12 protein-coding genes and 1 pseudogene are annotated in these 17543 nt (G+C 57.7%); 10 read left to right on the forward strand and 3 right to left on the reverse strand.

Going from position 1 to position 17543, the window contains the following annotated elements; genetic code table 11:
• The first annotated feature begins 9 nt into the window (after window positions 1-9).
• The 9 genes from cyoA (at window position 10) to IVB19_RS06485 (ending at window position 13472) form a co-directional block, all read left to right on the forward strand.
• Complete coding sequence (cyoA, locus tag IVB19_RS06445; protein ID WP_247821146.1) at window positions 10-849, forward strand: ubiquinol oxidase subunit II; 840 nt, start codon at window positions 10-12, stop codon at window positions 847-849.
• On the forward strand, window positions 846-2834 hold the full coding sequence (cyoB, locus tag IVB19_RS06450; RefSeq protein WP_247821663.1) for a cytochrome o ubiquinol oxidase subunit I: 1989 nt from the start codon (window positions 846-848) through the stop codon (window positions 2832-2834). Before cyoA ends, cyoB begins: the two co-directional genes overlap by 4 nt.
• Entirely contained in the window at window positions 2831-3463 is a 633-nt protein-coding gene (gene cyoC, locus IVB19_RS06455; protein WP_247821147.1) for a cytochrome o ubiquinol oxidase subunit III, read from the forward strand. Before cyoB ends, cyoC begins: the two co-directional genes overlap by 4 nt.
• Window positions 3460-3855, forward strand: a complete 396-nt coding sequence (gene cyoD / locus IVB19_RS06460) for a cytochrome o ubiquinol oxidase subunit IV (RefSeq protein WP_524536740.1) — start codon at window positions 3460-3462, stop codon at window positions 3853-3855. Before cyoC ends, cyoD begins: the two co-directional genes overlap by 4 nt.
• Before the next feature lie 1091 nt (window positions 3856-4946).
• Entirely contained in the window at window positions 4947-5747 is an 801-nt protein-coding gene (locus IVB19_RS06465; protein WP_247821148.1) for an acetoacetate decarboxylase family protein, read from the forward strand.
• A 129-nt stretch (window positions 5748-5876) separates the two neighbouring features.
• Window positions 5877-6677 carry an acetoacetate decarboxylase family protein gene (locus IVB19_RS06470; protein WP_247821149.1) on the forward strand — a complete coding sequence of 267 codons (801 nt, stop codon included), beginning with the start codon at window positions 5877-5879 and terminating at the stop codon, window positions 6675-6677.
• 348 nt (window positions 6678-7025) lie between these two features.
• Window positions 7026-7613, forward strand: a complete 588-nt coding sequence (locus IVB19_RS06475) for a helix-turn-helix domain-containing protein (RefSeq protein ID WP_247821150.1) — start codon at window positions 7026-7028, stop codon at window positions 7611-7613.
• The gene (locus IVB19_RS06480) at window positions 7610-10459 is read left to right on the forward strand and encodes an ATP-binding protein (RefSeq protein WP_247821151.1); all 2850 of its coding nucleotides are present in this window, start codon (window positions 7610-7612) and stop codon (window positions 10457-10459) included. The genes IVB19_RS06475 and IVB19_RS06480 overlap by 4 nt, the downstream gene beginning before the upstream one ends.
• Window positions 10460-10574: 115 nt before the next feature.
• Window positions 10575-13472: an ATP-binding protein gene (locus IVB19_RS06485; RefSeq protein ID WP_247821152.1), complete on the forward strand. Its 2898-nt coding sequence runs from the start codon at window positions 10575-10577 to the stop codon at window positions 13470-13472.
• A gap of 14 nt (window positions 13473-13486) precedes the next feature.
• Here IVB19_RS06485 and IVB19_RS40610 read toward each other — a convergent pair whose 3' ends face one another.
• The 3 genes from IVB19_RS40610 to IVB19_RS06495 all read right to left on the reverse strand — a co-directional run bounded on the left by IVB19_RS40610 (window position 13487) and on the right by IVB19_RS06495 (window position 15622).
• Entirely contained in the window at window positions 13487-13621 is a 135-nt protein-coding gene (locus tag IVB19_RS40610; protein WP_524536761.1) for a LuxR C-terminal-related transcriptional regulator, read from the reverse strand.
• Between the two features lie 1101 nt (window positions 13622-14722).
• A complete protein-coding gene (locus IVB19_RS06490; protein ID WP_247821153.1) occupies window positions 14723-14896 on the reverse strand; it encodes a hypothetical protein in 174 nt (57 codons plus the stop codon).
• 144 nt (window positions 14897-15040) lie between these two features.
• Window positions 15041-15622: a PepSY domain-containing protein gene (locus IVB19_RS06495; protein ID WP_247821154.1), complete on the reverse strand. Its 582-nt coding sequence runs from the start codon at window positions 15620-15622 to the stop codon at window positions 15041-15043.
• A gap of 1474 nt (window positions 15623-17096) precedes the next feature.
• On the opposite strand from IVB19_RS06495, the pseudogene IVB19_RS40615 reads away from it, so the two are divergent.
• Window positions 17097-17516 (forward strand): annotated as a pseudogene (locus IVB19_RS40615) (GAF domain-containing protein); the annotation flags it as partial.
• Between the last annotated feature and the right edge of the window lie 27 nt (window positions 17517-17543).

Here is a 17543-nt window from a genome sequence, read left to right on the forward strand (position 1 = left end):
ATCGGGGCCATGACACTCGGTGGCTGCACCGAGGGCGTGCTCGATCCGAAAGGGCCGATCGCGCAGGCCGAACGGCAGATTCTGTTCAACGCGCTAGGCATCATGCTGGCGATCGTGATCCCGGTGATCCTTGCGACACTTGGCTTCGCTTTTTGGTTTCGCGCATCGAATGAGCGTGCGCGCTATCGGCCAGATTTCACATATTCCGGACGTCTTGAGTTGCTCGTCTGGTCAATCCCCGGGATGACAGTGCTCCTGGTCGGCGGCGTCGCATGGATCGGCGCACACGACCTTGATCCGGGCAAGCCGATCAACTCAGCGGTCAAGCCCGTCAAGGTTCAGGTCGTCTCACTCGACTGGAAGTGGCTGTTCATCTATCCAGAACAGGGGATCGCCAGCGTCAACAAGCTGGTCGTTCCGGTTGGCACGCCGATCAGCTTCGAACTGACCTCATCGAGCGTCATGAACAGCTTCTTCGTGCCTCAGCTCGGGAGCCAGATCTACACCATGTCCGGAATGGCGACGCGCCTCCACCTGCAAGCGGACCATCTCGGAACCTATGCGGGGATATCCGCCATGTTCAGCGGTGACGGCTTTCCCGATATGCACTTCACGGTTGATGCAGTGACCGACGACGGATTTGCGCAATGGGTTCGGCAGACCGGCCTGACCGGTTCGGTACTCGATCAACCCGCTTACGCCGATCTGGTCAAGCCGAGCAAGGCCGTCGCGCCGTTCACCTATCGTAGCGTCGTCCCCGATATGTTCAACAGCATCGTAAGCGTTGGCATGGGCACCCAAGAATCTTCTCTATCAATGTGTTCAACCTCGCAGAGGGCAGAGCGATGAATCTCCTTGGCAAGCTCGACTGGAACGCGATTCCCCTCCATGAGCCGATCATCATGGGCGCAACGGGCTTCATGGTCCTGGTCGTGGTGGTCGTTCTAGGGTTCGTCACGGCGAAGGGAGCCTGGCTCTATCTGTGGCGCGAATGGCTAACCTCGGTCGACCACAAGCGGATAGGCGCCATGTATTGCATATTGGCGCTCGTCATGATGCTGCGCGGATTTAGCGATGCAATCATGATCCGCGCGCAGCAGGCGCTGGCAGCCGGCGGTGCACAAGGTTATCTGCCGCCGGAGCATTTCAATCAGATTTTCTCTGCCCACGGCACGATTATGATTTTGTTCATGGCAATGCCGTTCGTGGTGGGGCTCATGAACTTCGCGGTCCCGTTGCAACTGGGTGTTCGCGACGTCGCGTTCCCTACGCTCAACTCCGTCAGCTTCTGGCTGACTGCTTCGGGCGCGTTGTTGGTCAACATTTCGCTGGCGGTGGGCGAGTTCTCAAAAGCCACCTGGTGGGGCTATCCCCCCCTGAGCGAAATGCAATATTCGCCCGGCGTCGGCGTCGACTACTATCTTTGGTCGCTGCAAATCTCCGGTCTCGGCACCTTGTTGGCGGGCATTAACTTCGTCACGACAATCCTCAAACTGCGCGCGCCAGGGATGAGCTACATGCGCATGCCGGTCTTCTGCTGGACCGCGCTTGCCGCGAACCTGCTCATTGTTGCGGCTTTTCCGGTCCTGACCGCGACGCTCGCGATGCTGGCGCTCGATCGCTATCTCGGCTTTCACTTCTTCACGCTCGAAGGCCAGGGCAATCAGATGCTGTACTCCAACCTGTTCTGGGTATGGGGCCACCCCGAAGTCTACATCCTGATCCTGCCGGCGTTCGGCGTATTCTCGGAAGTGATGGCGACGTTCTCCGGCAAGCCGTTGTTCGGCTATCGCTCGATGGTAGCCGCGACGATGACCATCTGTATCCTCTCCTTCCTGGTCTGGCTGCATCACTTTTTCACAATGGGTGCCAGCGCAAACGTCAACGGCTTCTTCGGCGTCATGAGCATGATCATCGCTTTGCCGACGGGCGCGAAGGTCTTCAATTGGCTGTTCACGATGTACGGCGGCCGGGTCCGGCTTTCGGTGCCAGTGCTGTGGTCGATTGGCTTCATGGTGACTTTCGTCATCGGCGGCATGACCGGCGTGCTCATGGCGGTGCCTCCGGCCGACTTCCAGTTGCACAACAGCGTGTTCCTGGTCGCGCACTTCCACAACGTCGCCATCGGCGGCGTCGTGTTCGGCGTGATGGCGGGGTACAATTACTGGTTCCCCAAGGCATTCGGGTTCAAGCTCGACGAACGTTGGGGCAAAGCCTCGTTCTGGTGTTGGCTGGTCGGCTTCTATGTCGCCTTCATGCCGCTCTACGTGCTGGGCCTGATGGGCATGACCCGGCGCATGCAACATTACGACAATTTGTCCTGGCAGCCGTGGTTGATAGCGGCGGCCTTCGGCACCGCTATCATCCTGGTCGGCGTCGTTTGCCAAGTCGTGCAACTCGTTGTGTCGATCCGCAATCGCGAGGAGCTAAGCGACTTGACCGGTGATCCGTGGAACGGTCGTACGCTCGAATGGGCGACAGCGTCGCCGCCGCCGGCATGGAACTTTGCGTTCCAACCCAAGGTCGCCGGACTCGACGCGTTCTGGAGCAGCAAGAACCGCGCGCAAGCGACAAAGGACGAGCCAACGCCGACGCGCAAGTACGAGCCCGTTGAAATGCCGAAGAACAGCGCCACCGGCTTTGTTACTGCCTTCTTCGCTGTCGTCATCGGCTTCGCGCTGATCTGGCACATTTGGTGGCTGGCCAGCGTCGGAGTGTTCGGCGCATTCCTGACGTTGCTTGCCTTCTCATTCCGCCGCCACAACGAAATTGAGGTGCCAGCCGAGGAGATCGCCCGGTTCGTACGATCCCATCAGGCAGGAGTTGCAACATGAATATCGCCGTCGCAATTGATCAGATTCCGCAAGACGCACTGCCAAGTGCGAGCAAAGCGGGACCTGCTCCAAAGAGGAGCGTGGTCGCCTATGGCTTCTGGATCTTCCTGCTGAGTGACATCATCATGTTTGCCGCGCTGTTCGCGAGCTACGCGGTCCTCGTGCGCTCCACAGCCGGTGGGCCGACGGGCGCCCAGTTGTTCAATCAGACTACGGTCGCGATTGAAACTGTTTGCCTTCTCGTTTCGAGCTACACTTGCGGACTGATGTCCTTGGCGATCAATTCGCGCCGCTACCTCAAGACCTATTTAGGGGCGCTCATCACCTTCGCGCTCGGAGCTACGTTTCTTGGTCTCGAGATCCGCGAATTCTCAAGCATGATCTCCATCGGTGCGGCGCCGCAGCGGAGCGCGTTTCTGTCCGCATTCTTCACGCTTGTCGGATGCCACGGGCTGCACGTTGCGCTCGGACTAATCTGGCTGACCGTGATGATGGTGCAGGTGGCGGTATTCGGATTTGCTGCGAGGGTGCAGCATCGCCTGCTCTGCTTCTCCTTGTTCTGGCACGCGCTCGACATCGTTTGGGTCGGGGTATTCACGGTGGTTTATTTGATGGGAGTGAGTTCATGACCGAAGCTCGACACGAACGCGCACCCGGAGACAGGCCGAGCCGCGAGATGCACGCATCGGCTCCATCCGAGTTTCTCGTCTACACGGTCGGCCTAGTTGTGGCGGTTCTTCTCACGGCCACGTCGTTCTGGACTGCAAACACAAATCTGCTCTGGCCAGGCGGCGTACTCCTCGGGCTCGCTGTCCTCGCCATCGCCCAAATGGGCATTCACCTGGTGTTCTTCCTGCACATCAGCAGTGGACCGGAAAGTACCAACAACGTGCTCGCGCTCGCCTTTGGCGCTCTCATCGTATTCGTCGTGATCGCCGGCACGATGTGGATCGTGGCAGATATGAACACGAACATGACGATGCCCTCGGGTGCGCCGATGAGTATGAAAATGCAACATTGAAGAGCGTCGCAGGGATACCTGCTGCCAACCGAGCATGCCGTCACTGCGCAACACGTTTCGATCGTTTTGCCGGCCTCGTCGAACAGTAGGGAATGTGCGCTCGGCGGCGCGAACCCGCCGTTTCATTGGCAGAGTCGGTTCGAATGCGTCTCAAGCGTGAGACGCGATTGTTGCCCCACGCGATGTCGAACAGCGCTGAGGCGGCGGCGACGGTCAGTATCGGCCAAGCGATCGCGAGCTCGAACGGGTTCATTGGAGCGATTGATCCGACGGTGCCGCTCATCATTTGTCTAGGGTAGCACTTGATCCCGCAATAACGCTTTGAGCTGAAAAGATCGTGCTAATAGCCGCTTTCCAACGGTCGCGAACACGTCGCGCAGACAGTGGGACTACGCGGCGCCATATTGTTCACCACCACAAATTTCATCATGGGACTTGACATCTAATGATCCGTCGGTCCCGTGGTGCGTTTGCGAGTGCTATTGCCATCTCTAGCGCCGGGCATTTGCGTGGCGTCCACCTAGATCACCTGCCTGTAAACATCGCTGGGTGCGAAGCTGCGCTCTCTGAGACAAGCCGTGTCGTCCGCATTGGGGATGAACGCACTGCAAAGTCTGAACACGCCGGGCGTGCATGCCAAACGCTGCTCCGCTGTCCCCTGCGAGAGCGAAGGGGCGGGCCAGGCCGTTGCGAGCAGCAAGCACAGGGACACACACGCGCGCGTTAACGATCTCGGCCCCGCCGTATCGACCGTCTTGGCTATCCGTTTTCATCAACAATCTCGCGATGGCTAGCCTAAGCCGACTCGACCTCATCAACGAAATATCGATACGCTCTTGCCGGAGCTCGGGCTTGTCGCAAGACGTCAGAGCTTGGAGTTTTCGAACCCCGCTGCGGCCCTCCGGCTTCCTGGAAGCAAATTGCGCAGGATTTGGCAATACGTGGTTGTTCGGATCAACTTTTTGTATCGACACCGGTTAGCACGAATCATCAAGCCAATACACGTTTGTCCAAGCTTTGGAGTCGACGCCAACGCTAACCTTGGGTGCGAAAATGATGCGCTTAATGCGGATTGCTGGCGGGGCGAGGACATGCTCAAGGGATTCACGGCTCCGCGGTCCCCTCGGGGCGCTGCTGCATTGGTCCCGTCGCCCCCGTGGCATTTCGCTGGTGACGTTCTGGCGGTTGAGTTCTGGAATGATCCCGATGTATCGGTCGACATCCTTCCGACAGGCGTCCAGCTCGACGAGAAATGTCCTGGTCACGCAGTCGCGCTCTTCACAGACTACCAGTTCACCGCGCAGGGCGATGAATATCTGGATCCTGCCAGATACCAATGTCGCGGATTCAGCGTCCTCCTAGACGCGATGTGGCAGGGCACACGAATAGCGTGGTGTCCATATTGTTATGTCGACAATGACGCTGCCTTGATGAGAGGTTGGATCCAGGGCTATCCAAGAAAGTTCGGCGCCGTACACCAGACCCGCTCGTTTCCCACGATGGGCGTGGCGTCGGCGCCGCTCGTCCACGACAGCAGGTTCTCGGCCTGCATGTCGGCTCATGGTCGGTTGTTGGTGCAAGCCCGTGTTACCTTGCGTGAAAGAGCGGAGCGTCTTGTTGGCTTGCTCGATCGCAGAATTGTCGGACGACGATATTTCCCACGGGTCTCAGCGGGCATGCATGATAGGCCAGCCGTGGATGAACTTGTTCGATCCGTTTCGGACCATTTGCTGACCACAAACATCTGGATTGGAGAGGGTGAGCTCGATTTCCCGGAAGCGTATGGTGAGGAATTGGAAGTGCTGGGGCCAGTCAGGGTGGGACGCGGATATCGGTTCTCGTTCTCCTATTCCGTCACCGATATCGAGATTCTGGCAGATCTGACTCCCTAGCAATCGCACTGATCGCACTGAGTTGCGTTCGGGATTGAGGCAGGAATGAACAAGCCGACACACTTCAATCAAATCAATTATGGGCGGTTTCGGTAACCTCCTGACGAAAGTGACGCGTAGGACGTGGGAATGCTCAAGGGCTTTACAGTTCCGAAGTCGCCATTCGGCCAAGCCGCTCTAACTCCGCCACCACCCTGGCACTATGCCGGCGATGCCGTTGGTGTCGAGTTCTGGACGGACGGAGACGCGACGGCAGCGACTTTGCCGAATGGTCTTTCCCCGGATCCGAACTCAAGCGGTCACGCGGTCATGATGTTCCTGGATTGGCAATTCACCGCTCAGGACGACGAATATCTTGAGCCGGCCCGTTATCAATATCGCGAGGCATTTGTTTTGGTTGACGCCATGTATCGCGACGTGCGGGTTATGTGGTGTCCATACATTTATGTCGACAATGACGCCGCGCTGGCGCGCGGTTGGACGCAGGGCTTTCCAAAGAAGATGGGTAGTATTTTTCAGACGCGCTCCTTTGCGGCCTCAGGCCCTGCCGCGGCCCCGGTCGCGTCGGGCAGCCGGTTTGGCGCCAGCCTCTCGGCGCATGGCCAGCGTCTTGCGGAAGCCTGCGTTACCTTGCACCGGCCGGTTGAAAAGGGACTGTCTCTCCTCAGTCGCCCCACGGTCTTGTTGCGATACTTCCCGAGGCTGGCGGCTGGCTACCAGGACACGCCTGCGGTCAACGAGCTGGCAATGTCGATCACTGATAATCTTACCGTTGCCGGCGCTTGGATCGGGAAGGGCGAACTTAACTTTCCGAAAGCGAACGGCGAAGAACTCAACGCGCTCGCGCCGAAGAGGATCGGGTCCGGGTTTCGTTACTCACTTTCTTACTCGGTTAGCGATCTGGAGATCCTAGAGGATCGGGGCTCGTAGTTGACTGAAACCATTTCGGCCGTAAACGGGGAAGCGCCAAGTCCCTCGCTCGCGGAGAGGTCTCCCGGCACTCCCGTCGCGCAGAGAGCCTCGGCCGGAGCGTCTTGCGGTGAGGAAAAATTGTTCACGCGTCTTTACAGAATTTTGGATCGGATCAACCTGCGCGGTGTTCTGAACGTTGCCAAGTCAGGTTCGATAAGAGGTAAGGCTGTGATTTATAATGCCGAATCCGTTTCGTGGCACGAAGCAAGATTAACCTTCCATAACGCTGATTAACGAGCCAAGAGGCGCTCCTTACTGCACTCTTCCCGTCGATCCGAAGGCTCGGATAGACGTCGAGGAGTGTCCATGGAAGGACTTCAAACCGCCGCAACAGAGTATTCCCTTGCAGACGGTCAGCAATTCCACCTCATTGCGAATAGCGTGGCCAAGCTGCTTGAAACTGCAAGGAGAGAGTTGGGGCACGATCAGGAGGCTGCCAAGGCGTCGCTGGTCACGGCATCCCACATCCTGCAAGCAGAGATCGACCGTTGTTCGGGCGCTAACGGCGCCACCAGGGGCGGTCTGGCGGCTTGGCAGATCGTCCGCGTGCGAGCTTACATTGATAGCAACTTACACCGTACGATTCACATCGGGGATCTCAGCGGGATCGCGCGCCGAAGCAAGGCGCACTTCTCTAGAAAGTTCAAACTGGCTGTCGGCGAATCGCCACATGCCTACGTAGTGAGAAGGCGTCTGGAAAGAGCTTGCCACCTGATGATGACCAGCGCGGCATCACTCAGTGAGATAGCCTTGAGCGTAGGATTTTCGGATCAGGCGCATCTATGCAGGCTCTTCAGACAGGCCTTTGGTCAAAGTCCGGCCAACTGGCGACGGGAGCGCGGCGTTCCTGGCGAGAGCAGCTCAAGAACCGGCTTGGACGGAAATATCCCATGAGCGACCAGCGTGACAAAGTGCTGAGCTTCGGCCCTTTCGAACTGTCGGTCGCAGGCAGGATTTTGACGAATGGCGCAAACGTCGTGCCGCTCGGCGCGCGCGCCATGGACCTTCTCATTGTCCTGGCGGAGCAAGCAAACAAGGTCGTCGGTAGGAGAACCTTGATCGAGCAGGTTTGGCCGAAGGGCGGAGTTGAACAGGTCAGCCTGCGCGTTAATGTCTCGGCGCTACGCAAGGCGCTCAATCGGAGCGATCCAGGCAGGCGCTATATCGCGAACGTGCCAGGGCGGGGATACAGCTTCGTCGTACCGGTAACGTCACTTTCCTCGCCTATGTCCGGGGATTTCAGTCCATCTTCGAGGTCCCGATTGCCTGCGCGCCTGGTCCGAATGCTCGGACGAAGAGAGGCGCTCGCCGCGATCCAAATGAAGCTGGCCGAGCAGAAATTTGTGACGATCGTCGGTCCCGGGGGGATCGGCAAGACCACGGTAGCGGTGGCGGTTGCTCACGAGATGAGCGCCACTTTCGCTAACCAGATCTATTTTGTCGACCTGAGTGCTCTCGGTGGCGCCTCGCTCGTCGCTCCAGCAATGGCCGCAGCACTAGGTGTTTCGGTGCAAACAAACAATGCCTTACCGGCCCTGATCGATCGGCTGCAGGGAAGGCCAACGCTCATCCTTCTAGACTGTTGCGAACACCTTATCGATGAGGTGTCGGCTGTGGCGGAAGAACTGATTTGCCGCGTCCCGACACTTCATTTGCTCGCGACTAGTCGGGAGGCGATGCGAGTTGAAGGTGAACATGTCTATGAACTCTGCGCGCTCGCATGCCCTGGGGAAGACAGCACTTTGTCGGCACATGACGTCCTGCAATATCCCGCGGTCCAACTGCTGGTCGATCGCGCGCGGGCCGTACGTGGTGACTTCGAGCTAACAGATGCGGATGCGCCGATTGCTGCAAGGATCTGCCGGCGGCTCGATGGAATTCCATTGGCAATCGAACTGGCAGCCGGAAGAATTGACATATTTGGCCTCAGTAAGACCGCAAGCTTGCTCGACGAACGGCTAAATCTGTCATGGGTCGGGCGCAGAACGGCGCCGCCCAAGCACCAGACCTTGAACGCCGCGCTGGAATGGAGCTATGACCTGCTTGGCTTGAGAGAAAAGCGCATACTAGGCCGGCTCAGTGTTTTCGCTGGTGGGTTCACATTCGAAGCAGCGGTCGCTGTTGTCGCCGACGGAGCGATAGAGGAAGCAAACGTCTCGGATTGCATCTGGGAGCTCCGCTCGAAATCGATGATTGCCGCACAGGGACAGGGCGCAAGGCTGCGCCTACTCGACACTACTCATGCCTTTGCATCACAACGGCTCGCGGAAAGCGGCGAGGAAGTTGGTTGGCGCCGGCGGCACGCGCTCTACTTCGGCGAATTGTTCAAACAAGGCGTTTCAATGGACATTCCTGAGAGGCTCCAGGCGCTTGGGGACGAGGTCGGCAATGTCAGAGCGGCTCTGAACTGGGCTTTCTCGGTCCAAGGCGATTCGAAAATTGGCGTTGAACTTGCCGCCGCCTCGGCAAGCACCTGGATGGCAATGGCCCTTCTTACCGAATGTCGGGAGTGGATGACGAAAGCCATCAGTCGGCTCGACGATGCGAGTACCGGCTCGCGTCAAGAAATGGTCATTCAGTCCGCACTCGCCAGTTGCATGATGTTCACGGATGGTATGACAGAAGAGTCATATGCAAGCTGGGCGAAAGCGCGCGTTCTTGCCGAGTGTCTCGACGACACCGAATGCCAGCTCGATTCTCTGCTTGTTCTGTGGGCCCACCAAATACGGCTTCCACGTTATTCCGAGGCAACAGAATTGGCAGATCGCTGCGGCGATGTCGCTGATATGAGCGACAATCGTGGCGCGATCGCAACGGCCAATTACATGCGGGGCGTGACCTACCATCACACTGGACGAATATTGCAGGCCGAAGCTTACTTTGAATCGTCCCTGCATCGCGATGATGAAGCGTCTCGGCGGTCTCTCATTAAGCGGTTTGGCTACGATCGGAAAGTCGACGCCTTGGCCGTATTGGCCAACCTGACCTGGCTCCGGGGATGTCCTGATCAGGCGCGGCGCCTTAAACTGACGTCGATCGCTGAGGCTCGCCAACTAGACCACGTGGTACCGCTCTGCGTGGCGCTGGCCTGGGCAAGCTTCAACACGTATCTGACTAGTCCGGACGATCCCGAGACAGAATCGCTTGCCAACGAACTCGTCGACCACGCCGGAAAATACGCGGTGGAGAGCTATCACGGCTTCGGCCTCAGCATGCAGGCTCTCTGCAGCGTCAGACGGGGTGGGGCCCATACAGCTTCCGCGACGCTGTACCGCGGTTTGGAGAAGTTGTCTGCGGCGCGATACGGAGTGTTCAATTGGATCCTGCAAGCAGAGTTTGCAAGATGTACGGCCGTCGCGGGTCACCCACGGCAGGGACTTGCTGTCTTCGAACGGGCCAAGATCGATCTTGACGAGGCGCAGTGGTACGCTGCGGAATTGCGTCGCATTAGAGGCGAGCTGGCCCTTCATAACGACGAGGGGCTTGCAGTTGCCAGGCAGTATTTTTTGTCTGCGCTCGAACTATCCGCTAGCCAAGCCAGCTTGTCGTGGGAGCTCAGGGCCGCGACCAGCCTGGCTATTGCGGAAAAATCGGCCGAGCGAAAGGAACGCGCGCGGCAGGCCTTGCAACTCACGCACGCAAAATTCCGAGAAGGCCTTGAGACCGTCGATCTACGGTTGGCCAAGCAGGTATTGACCGTTTCACATTTGCACGATGGCGCCGCCAATTCGATGCACTGAGCTTGTTGCTGGAGGAGGTTTCGGGTAACCCTTGATGGGCCGGGGGTGTATTTGCTCAAGACTGAGGACGAACGGTGCAACGACCGAATCGTCGAGGCTCTTGGCGGAATGGGTTATGTCGGTTGAACAAATTGGCTCACCGGGTGCAATCCGGCTTCGGTTTGGTCCATTCGAGCTGAATGTCGCCGCGCGCTCTCTCAAAAAGGCGAACGAGGTCATTCCCCTGGGTGGAAGGGCCTATGACATCCTGATTACTCTTCTCGAAAAGGCCGGCGAAGTTGTTGGGAAGGCCGAACTGATCGCGAGGGCATGGCCTGATGTATCGGTCGACGAAGGTAGTCTTCGCGTTCATCTAGCGGCACTGCGCAAGACGCTGCGCGACGGTCAGTTCGGTGACAAGTACATCGCGAATATCCAGGGCCACGGCTATAGCTTTATGGCACCGGTCAAGCGCCTTCCGGCGGACCGTGGCAGAGGTGAGGCATCTTCGGGATTGTCCAGCCTGCCGCCCACGCTGGGCCGCATGGTCGGCCGTGAAAATGTTGTTCGTGAGATGCAGGCTTGGCTTCAGACGGACCAGCGCCTGATTACAATTGTGGGTGCCGGCGGGACAGGCAAGACAACGGTTGCTGTGGCAGTTGGGCGCGGGGCAGTGGCCGACTTCTTAGAGGCCGTATTCTTCATCGACCTTTCAACCGTAAGCGACGAGCAGCATGTCATTGGCGCAATCGCTTCCGTGGTCGGGCTCGATTCGCAGTTGATCGATCCAAGGGAGGCGTTGGTGACTTTTCTGCGCCCTCGCAGAATGCTCATCATTCTTGATAGTTGCGAGCATCTGATCACGAAGGCCGCGGAGATATCGAACCATATTCTACAGAATTCCCGCGACATCTACATACTCGCTACCAGCAGGGAGGGCTTGCGTGTTCCTGGCGAACGCTTACTTCGCCTTTCTCCACTGGAGTGTCCACCAGAGCAGGCCGGGCTGACTGCATCAGAAGTACTTGTTTATCCGGCAGCACGATTGTTCGCCGAGCGCGTCAGCGCTCGTCGCGGCAACTTTACGCTCAGTGACGACGAAGCCCCCATGGTTGCCGAGATTTGCCGTAAGCTCGACGGGATTGCGCTCGCCATCGAGCTCGCCGCCGGAAGAGCTGCCGTCTTTGGCGTCAGGAATACCGTGGCAAAGTTGGGTTCGCGTCTCGATCTTCTGAAGCGTCTCGATCTTCTGAAGTTCGGCCGCCGAACGGCGAATCCGCGGCATCAGACACTCGCAGCGACGCTGGACTGGAGCCACGATCACTTGTCCGAGGCGGAACGAGTTGTACTGCGACGTGCCGCGATCTTCGTCGGGCACTTTTCATTGGAAGCTTTATTTGCGGTTGCGGAGCGAGGAGGATTTGACGGGCCCGAAATTGCGAGCGCGGTGGAAAATCTTGTCGACAAATCGCTCATAGTGGCGTGCCCGAGCTACCGGCGGGTGCTCTACCGGTTGCTCGACACGACACGGTCCTATGCGTTGGAGAAACTCGCTGCGAGCGGCGAACAAAACTCTATGGCAGCGCGTCACGCGAGCTATTTGAGCAGGTCGTTGGGAGACAGCCAAGGCAATTGTTTCGATCTGGAGCCCGGACAATCTCTGGCAGACGCGAGACAGCGCTACCTCGGAGATATCCGTGCCGCGCTTGAATGGAGCTTTGGCCCCGACGGAAATGATAGCGCGGCTATCCGAATGGCGGCGGCGGCCGCGCGGTCGTTTCTGGCCAAGTCGCTTTTCGTGGAGTGCCGGGATTGGATGGAGAGGGCGATCAGTAGGATAGCTGCGGAATGCGACCCGCGGGACAAGATGGAAATCCACGCTTCGCTTGCCTTGTCGCTCATGTTCACTGCCGGGAACAGTGAAAGGGTTCGCGTTGCCTTCAATATGGCACTGACGTTCGCAGAGCGGTGCGAGGATGCCCACCAGCAACTACGTCTTCTCAGCGGGCTGTCGATGTATCTCCATCGCACGATCGACGCGGTGGGCAGTCTTGAAGTTGCGATACGCGCGGAGTCTGTTGCGAACAAGACTGGAAATCCGGAGGATGCCGCGCTTGCGGACTCGATGCTGGGAGCAGCGTACTATATGCTTGCCGACCACGTTCGCGCGCCAAAATACCTAGAGCGGGCCCTACAGGGGTCGTCGGTTGGCCGACGGTTCAACGCAACTCAATATCTGTTTGATCTGCGTACCACGTCGTTATTCAATCTAACCCGAACGCATTGGTTTGCTGGCAATCTCGATAGGGCCGTTAGTTATGCTGAAAGAACCATCGAGGAAGCAGAGAGGGCAGATCATCCGATCGCTCTCTGTCGAGCCCTAATTCTGACGATGCCTCTCCATTTCTGGATTGACGACCTAAGCCGGGTCGAGCAGAACCTCTCCGTGCTTGAACTCACCGCCGAGAAATATTCGTTGGTGCCATTTCGTGCTGTCGCCGTGGGACTTCGGGGGCGCTATCTAGTCCGCGTCGGCCAGACGGACGATGGCATGTGTCATCTGCGGGACAGCTTGAAAAAGCTGAAGAGCCTGCGATACGAGATGCTTGTAACGGATTTTGTTGCCGAATTGGCGGTCGGCCTGGCTAAACAAAGCAAGGGCGCGGAAGCGCTGGCCCTCATCGATGGTTCGATCGCCACGCAGCTTGGATCGAAGAGGCCTCTTCATCTTCCGGCCCTCTTTTTGGCGAAAGGCTTAGCGCTTGTGGACGGAGAGTTCCAAGGGCGCGATCTAGCTGTGAAGTGTTTCGAAGAAGCAATGAACCTGGCGGCGCAACAATCGGCGCTTTCGTTCGAACTGCGGGCGGGATTGCAGCTTGCGCGGCTTTGGATTGATCTCGGTCAAGTCGGAAAAGCTCGTGATCTCATTGGGCCTATTTACGGACGGTTTTGCGAGGGTTTCGGAACGCCGGATCTCGTGCTGGCAAGGCGGATGCTCGGGCAGGTGAGCGTTCGTGCGCGGCAAGCCGGCTGAAGGGAGGCGAAATTTCATCGCGTGGTGACGATGCCCAGGGTCCGTGCACGTGATACGGCGTGCGCGCGTCTTTCCACACCCAATTCGGTGAAAACGCTTTGCAGGTGCGACTTCACGGTCTCGGGACCGATATGAAGGCTTCTGGCGATTGCCTTTTGGCAATCCGTCCGCGATCCGCGCGAGAATGTCCGTCTAGCGACGGCTCAATGCGTTGAGAATACGAGCGCTTGAGCTCGGCGCCGAACGATCTTGCCGTGCTCGCTTCAGACCCGCCGCGAGCCGATCGACGTAGGGGATCAGATCCGTTTTGACGCTTCCTCCCTCGTGGGTTGCCCGGAGAAGCTCGGAAACGACCGGCCCCTCGTCCACAATACTCTAATAATGACCGGCGACGGCACGTCGTAGGGTAACCCGGCGAAGACACCGGTGAAATTTTGACGCAATCGCCGGCTTGGTCGACAAGTCATTGATAGCAAAACTCGGGTTGACGAAACGCAGGCACCGGTTGCTGGACACAACCCGGGGCGTATGCGCTTAAAAAACTGGAGGAGCATGCTGAGGTCAACTCGGTCTTCCGCCGGCTTGCGGAATACATTGCCGGCTATCTGGCGACGTCTGATCGCATTCGGGCAAAGCGGATACTCGAACAAGCGAACGCTGCGGCGCCACAAGCTGGACGGGAGGCGCAATAGTCAAGCAGAGAGGAAGCTCCGTGAAATCACATCTTGAGCAATGGCAAGCTTGGCGACTGGAGCCTGCACTGGCAAAAAGAGTGGCTGAGCATACGAGGCTCAGGGTCTACGTCAGCGACCGGCCTGCGCTGGAGATCTACAAGAGGACGGTAAATTGGCGTCGCTCAAGGTGGATGCAAATGCCGTCGCTCTTGCGGACGCCGACAGCTTTGCCATTCAAGGTCAGCTGATTGTTTGCTTGGGTATATGGCTATCCCAATGCTTATCGCAGCAGGCACGACGGCCGGGTGTGCGTTGAACCAGTGCTGGCGCGATATTGCTTCGGACGTGACGGCATACACAAAAAAGAAAGGCCGCTTGCGTCGCCACAAGCAGCCCAAGTCTAGGGAGGAAACGCCCAAGGAGGGCAGCAATAGCGGGAGCGCTACCGCATGACTCAGCTAACTCGATCGCGATCAGCGGTTCAATTGGATATAGGTAAACTCCAGCCATCTAAAGGGAGCACGGAGCGATACGAAGGTTTATGGCGCTCGTCCTTACAGCCGACCGCATTCCGCACTAAATGGAGGAAAGCCCCAGCACGATGGCGGGCTTGTCGCTTTCAATAGCCGCGTCGAAGTCACCGGCTGGACGTTGGCGACGCGAACGGCCTGTTTGAACACGCGCGAGGGTGATTTCTTTATGCTGATTGTTGCCCCCCTTGCCATCAAGCTGCTTCAGCAACTCGCCCATGCTGCGAATGGCGCGAGCTTGAACGCGATCAGCAAGTCCCGATCCACATTCCGGGCGGTCTTGCCCTGCGAACACCGATAGGACCCCCACGCTGCAAAAGCAGTCGGAGATACGGAATGGCCAGCATTCTGATCGGCCGCGGCGTCATCGGTCTCGGACTCGAGGGGGCTCTAGAAGCACCTGCTTTAGACCCTCGGCGGTATCCACGACAATCACAAAATACAGCGTCCCATCCTCATCCATTAAACCTCCGCTAACTGCCTTTCCGTGCGCCGATCGTTCCGCGACGACTATGGCATCCGACAGGTTTTGCCGAGCAGATTTCAACGCCAATAAGTTGCGCCGATCCTGTGGCTGAAGGCCTTTAACCGACAGCGCCTGTTTGTCACCTGCAATGCTGCTGCCTGTCCTAGAGTCGATAGAATTCTCCCAAATTTGCTCTTTTTGAATGTTCTTCACTCTATAAACCGGTGGGTTCGACGCACCATCGAAGCTGATGTCAACAACTCTCGATCCGGTGTGTAATCTCTCGGCAATCAGCAGTGCCTGCTGTAGGGATATTTGCGCGTTGCGGAACATCTCCAGCTCACGATCAATAGTCTCTTCAAGTTCAGAATTCTGTCCGCCTAGCGTGTGCGGAGGTTCGTTCGATTTTGCGGTAGCGTGCGGCGAACCCAATGCCAAGGCCGACAAAATCACAGACGCGGTGAGACTCGTTTTCAACATCAGACAGCTCCCGCAGAAGTCAACTTTCTCAATTTCATAGTAGTGCCTTCGGTTCAGTCGAACGCCATCCACGACGACGGGTGTTGTTTCTGCCGGACGTGGTGACACATCGGCCCTTTCCCTCGTGGAGAACGACAACAGCTTTAGGAGGCTGGCGCATGTTGCGATACTCAACATGGGCTGTCTGTGCCACGCTGGCACTATCCGTGCGCGGAATCAGCGCGAGTCAGCCGGCCGTTTGTATTCATCGCATCTATAGGAGGTCTCAGATCAGAGCGCTTGTCGAAATGTGCTCTGAGCAGCATGGTTCCTGCGGATTTCCCGTTTGCTCGTTATCTCGATGCAACACCTTGATCACCAAAAGACGCGCGCAACTCGCGGGAGGCGTTTGCCGGTTTGATTTGCTCGTTCTTGGTGGTTCCGGCGGCACGGGGGCCGAGCGTCAGATACCTCCAAATCCGAACAGCCGCGTACAAGAGCGAGTCTCGTTGAAGACGCATAGTGGGATGCGCCGACGAACTGTGGATTCCGCTGCTCGAAACTATGTCGTGCGGGAGGGGACCGAAGGATCAAAAGGCTGGGTGCGATAGACGCTAGTCAGTTTTCCGAAGAAAGGGGTCGCATCTTCATGTCAGTGAACGTATCGAAGCTGCTGTTACGAGTTGGTCGCCGCCCCGTATTCTTGAAATGATACCGCAGGCAAGCCCCACGACAGCGATTTGCATTTAATTGGAGAGCAGCGGGGTGAAAGAATTTGCTAGTCTAGGTTTAGTTGCGGTCGGGGCCCTATTGTTTCTGGCGTTCTTAACGACCTTAAGACCGAGCGCGATCGTGGCGGTACAGGTGGACAAGGTCATAGATGTCGTCTCACGAGGAGAGATCTCAAAAGGCCAAGACTGATTGTACAGCTGAAATAAGGTCACGCTCTAAGCGCGTCGACGACCAAACGTCGAAACAGAACCGATTTTCCTTAGATAGAAGCGGCTCCGTTGGAGGCGGGCCCGCTCACGCCCTTCGTGACGGCCAGCCAATGCTCCCTGGCGAGCGGCAGCGCGCCACTGGACAGCCATCTAGGTAGTAAGCACAACGATCGTGCGGCCAGCGCGGTTCGACGAGCTAATCAAAGATCATTAAGGTCGCGCAAACCGATGTCAATGACGCGACCCAGCTCTCGGCTCTGGCGATCCTACAACTAGGCGTCCGGTAAAGGCGCCGTTGGCGGCCTCGTTGAATTCGAGTTGGCACAAAGCATCAATTATTGCGGCGTAGCGACATGTTTGGAGTCGCGCTTACACCGGAAGTGAGCGACACAGAGCCAAAGTGTCGATTTCGACCCACAGCGGGCGTTAGATGTTTGGCCGCACCTTGGTTTGGACGGACAAGAGACCTGTCGCGAACTGCGGCTGGAGCTGTTATACTGCCTCACCGTCTAAGCCCAGGAACGCTCCACATGACCGGGAGTATTCATCGAGGGATGGCTTCCGAGCTGCAAGATCGCGGTTCGAGTGCGGCACATTCGATCGCAGTGCCGCCTGAAATTGTCCGAAAATGGCAAGAGTTTGTGGATCTCCTTGCCGAAATCATGCACGTTCCCTCTGCCTCCATAATGCGGGTCGAGCCCCCTCACATCAAAGTTTTCGTCTCAAGTACGTCCAAAGGAAATCCTTGCGAACCGGGCGCTCTTGATACGGGACCTTATTGTGAGACCGTCATGAAGACCGGTCAGCCGCTGCTCGTCCCTGACGCTCGCGAGAACGAAGCATGGAAACTGAACCCGCATGTCAGGCAGGGGATGATCTCTTACCTGGGCGTCCCGATCGCTTGGCCTGATGGCCGCTTGTTCGGCACAATTTGCGTTCGCGACAATAAAAGGAACGAATACAGTGCCGCTTATCTCAAGCTGGTGCTGCACTTCCGGGAC

The organism is Bradyrhizobium sp. 187 (genome assembly GCF_023101005.1).
Taxonomy (GTDB): Bacteria; Pseudomonadota; Alphaproteobacteria; order Rhizobiales; family Xanthobacteraceae; genus Bradyrhizobium; species Bradyrhizobium canariense_D.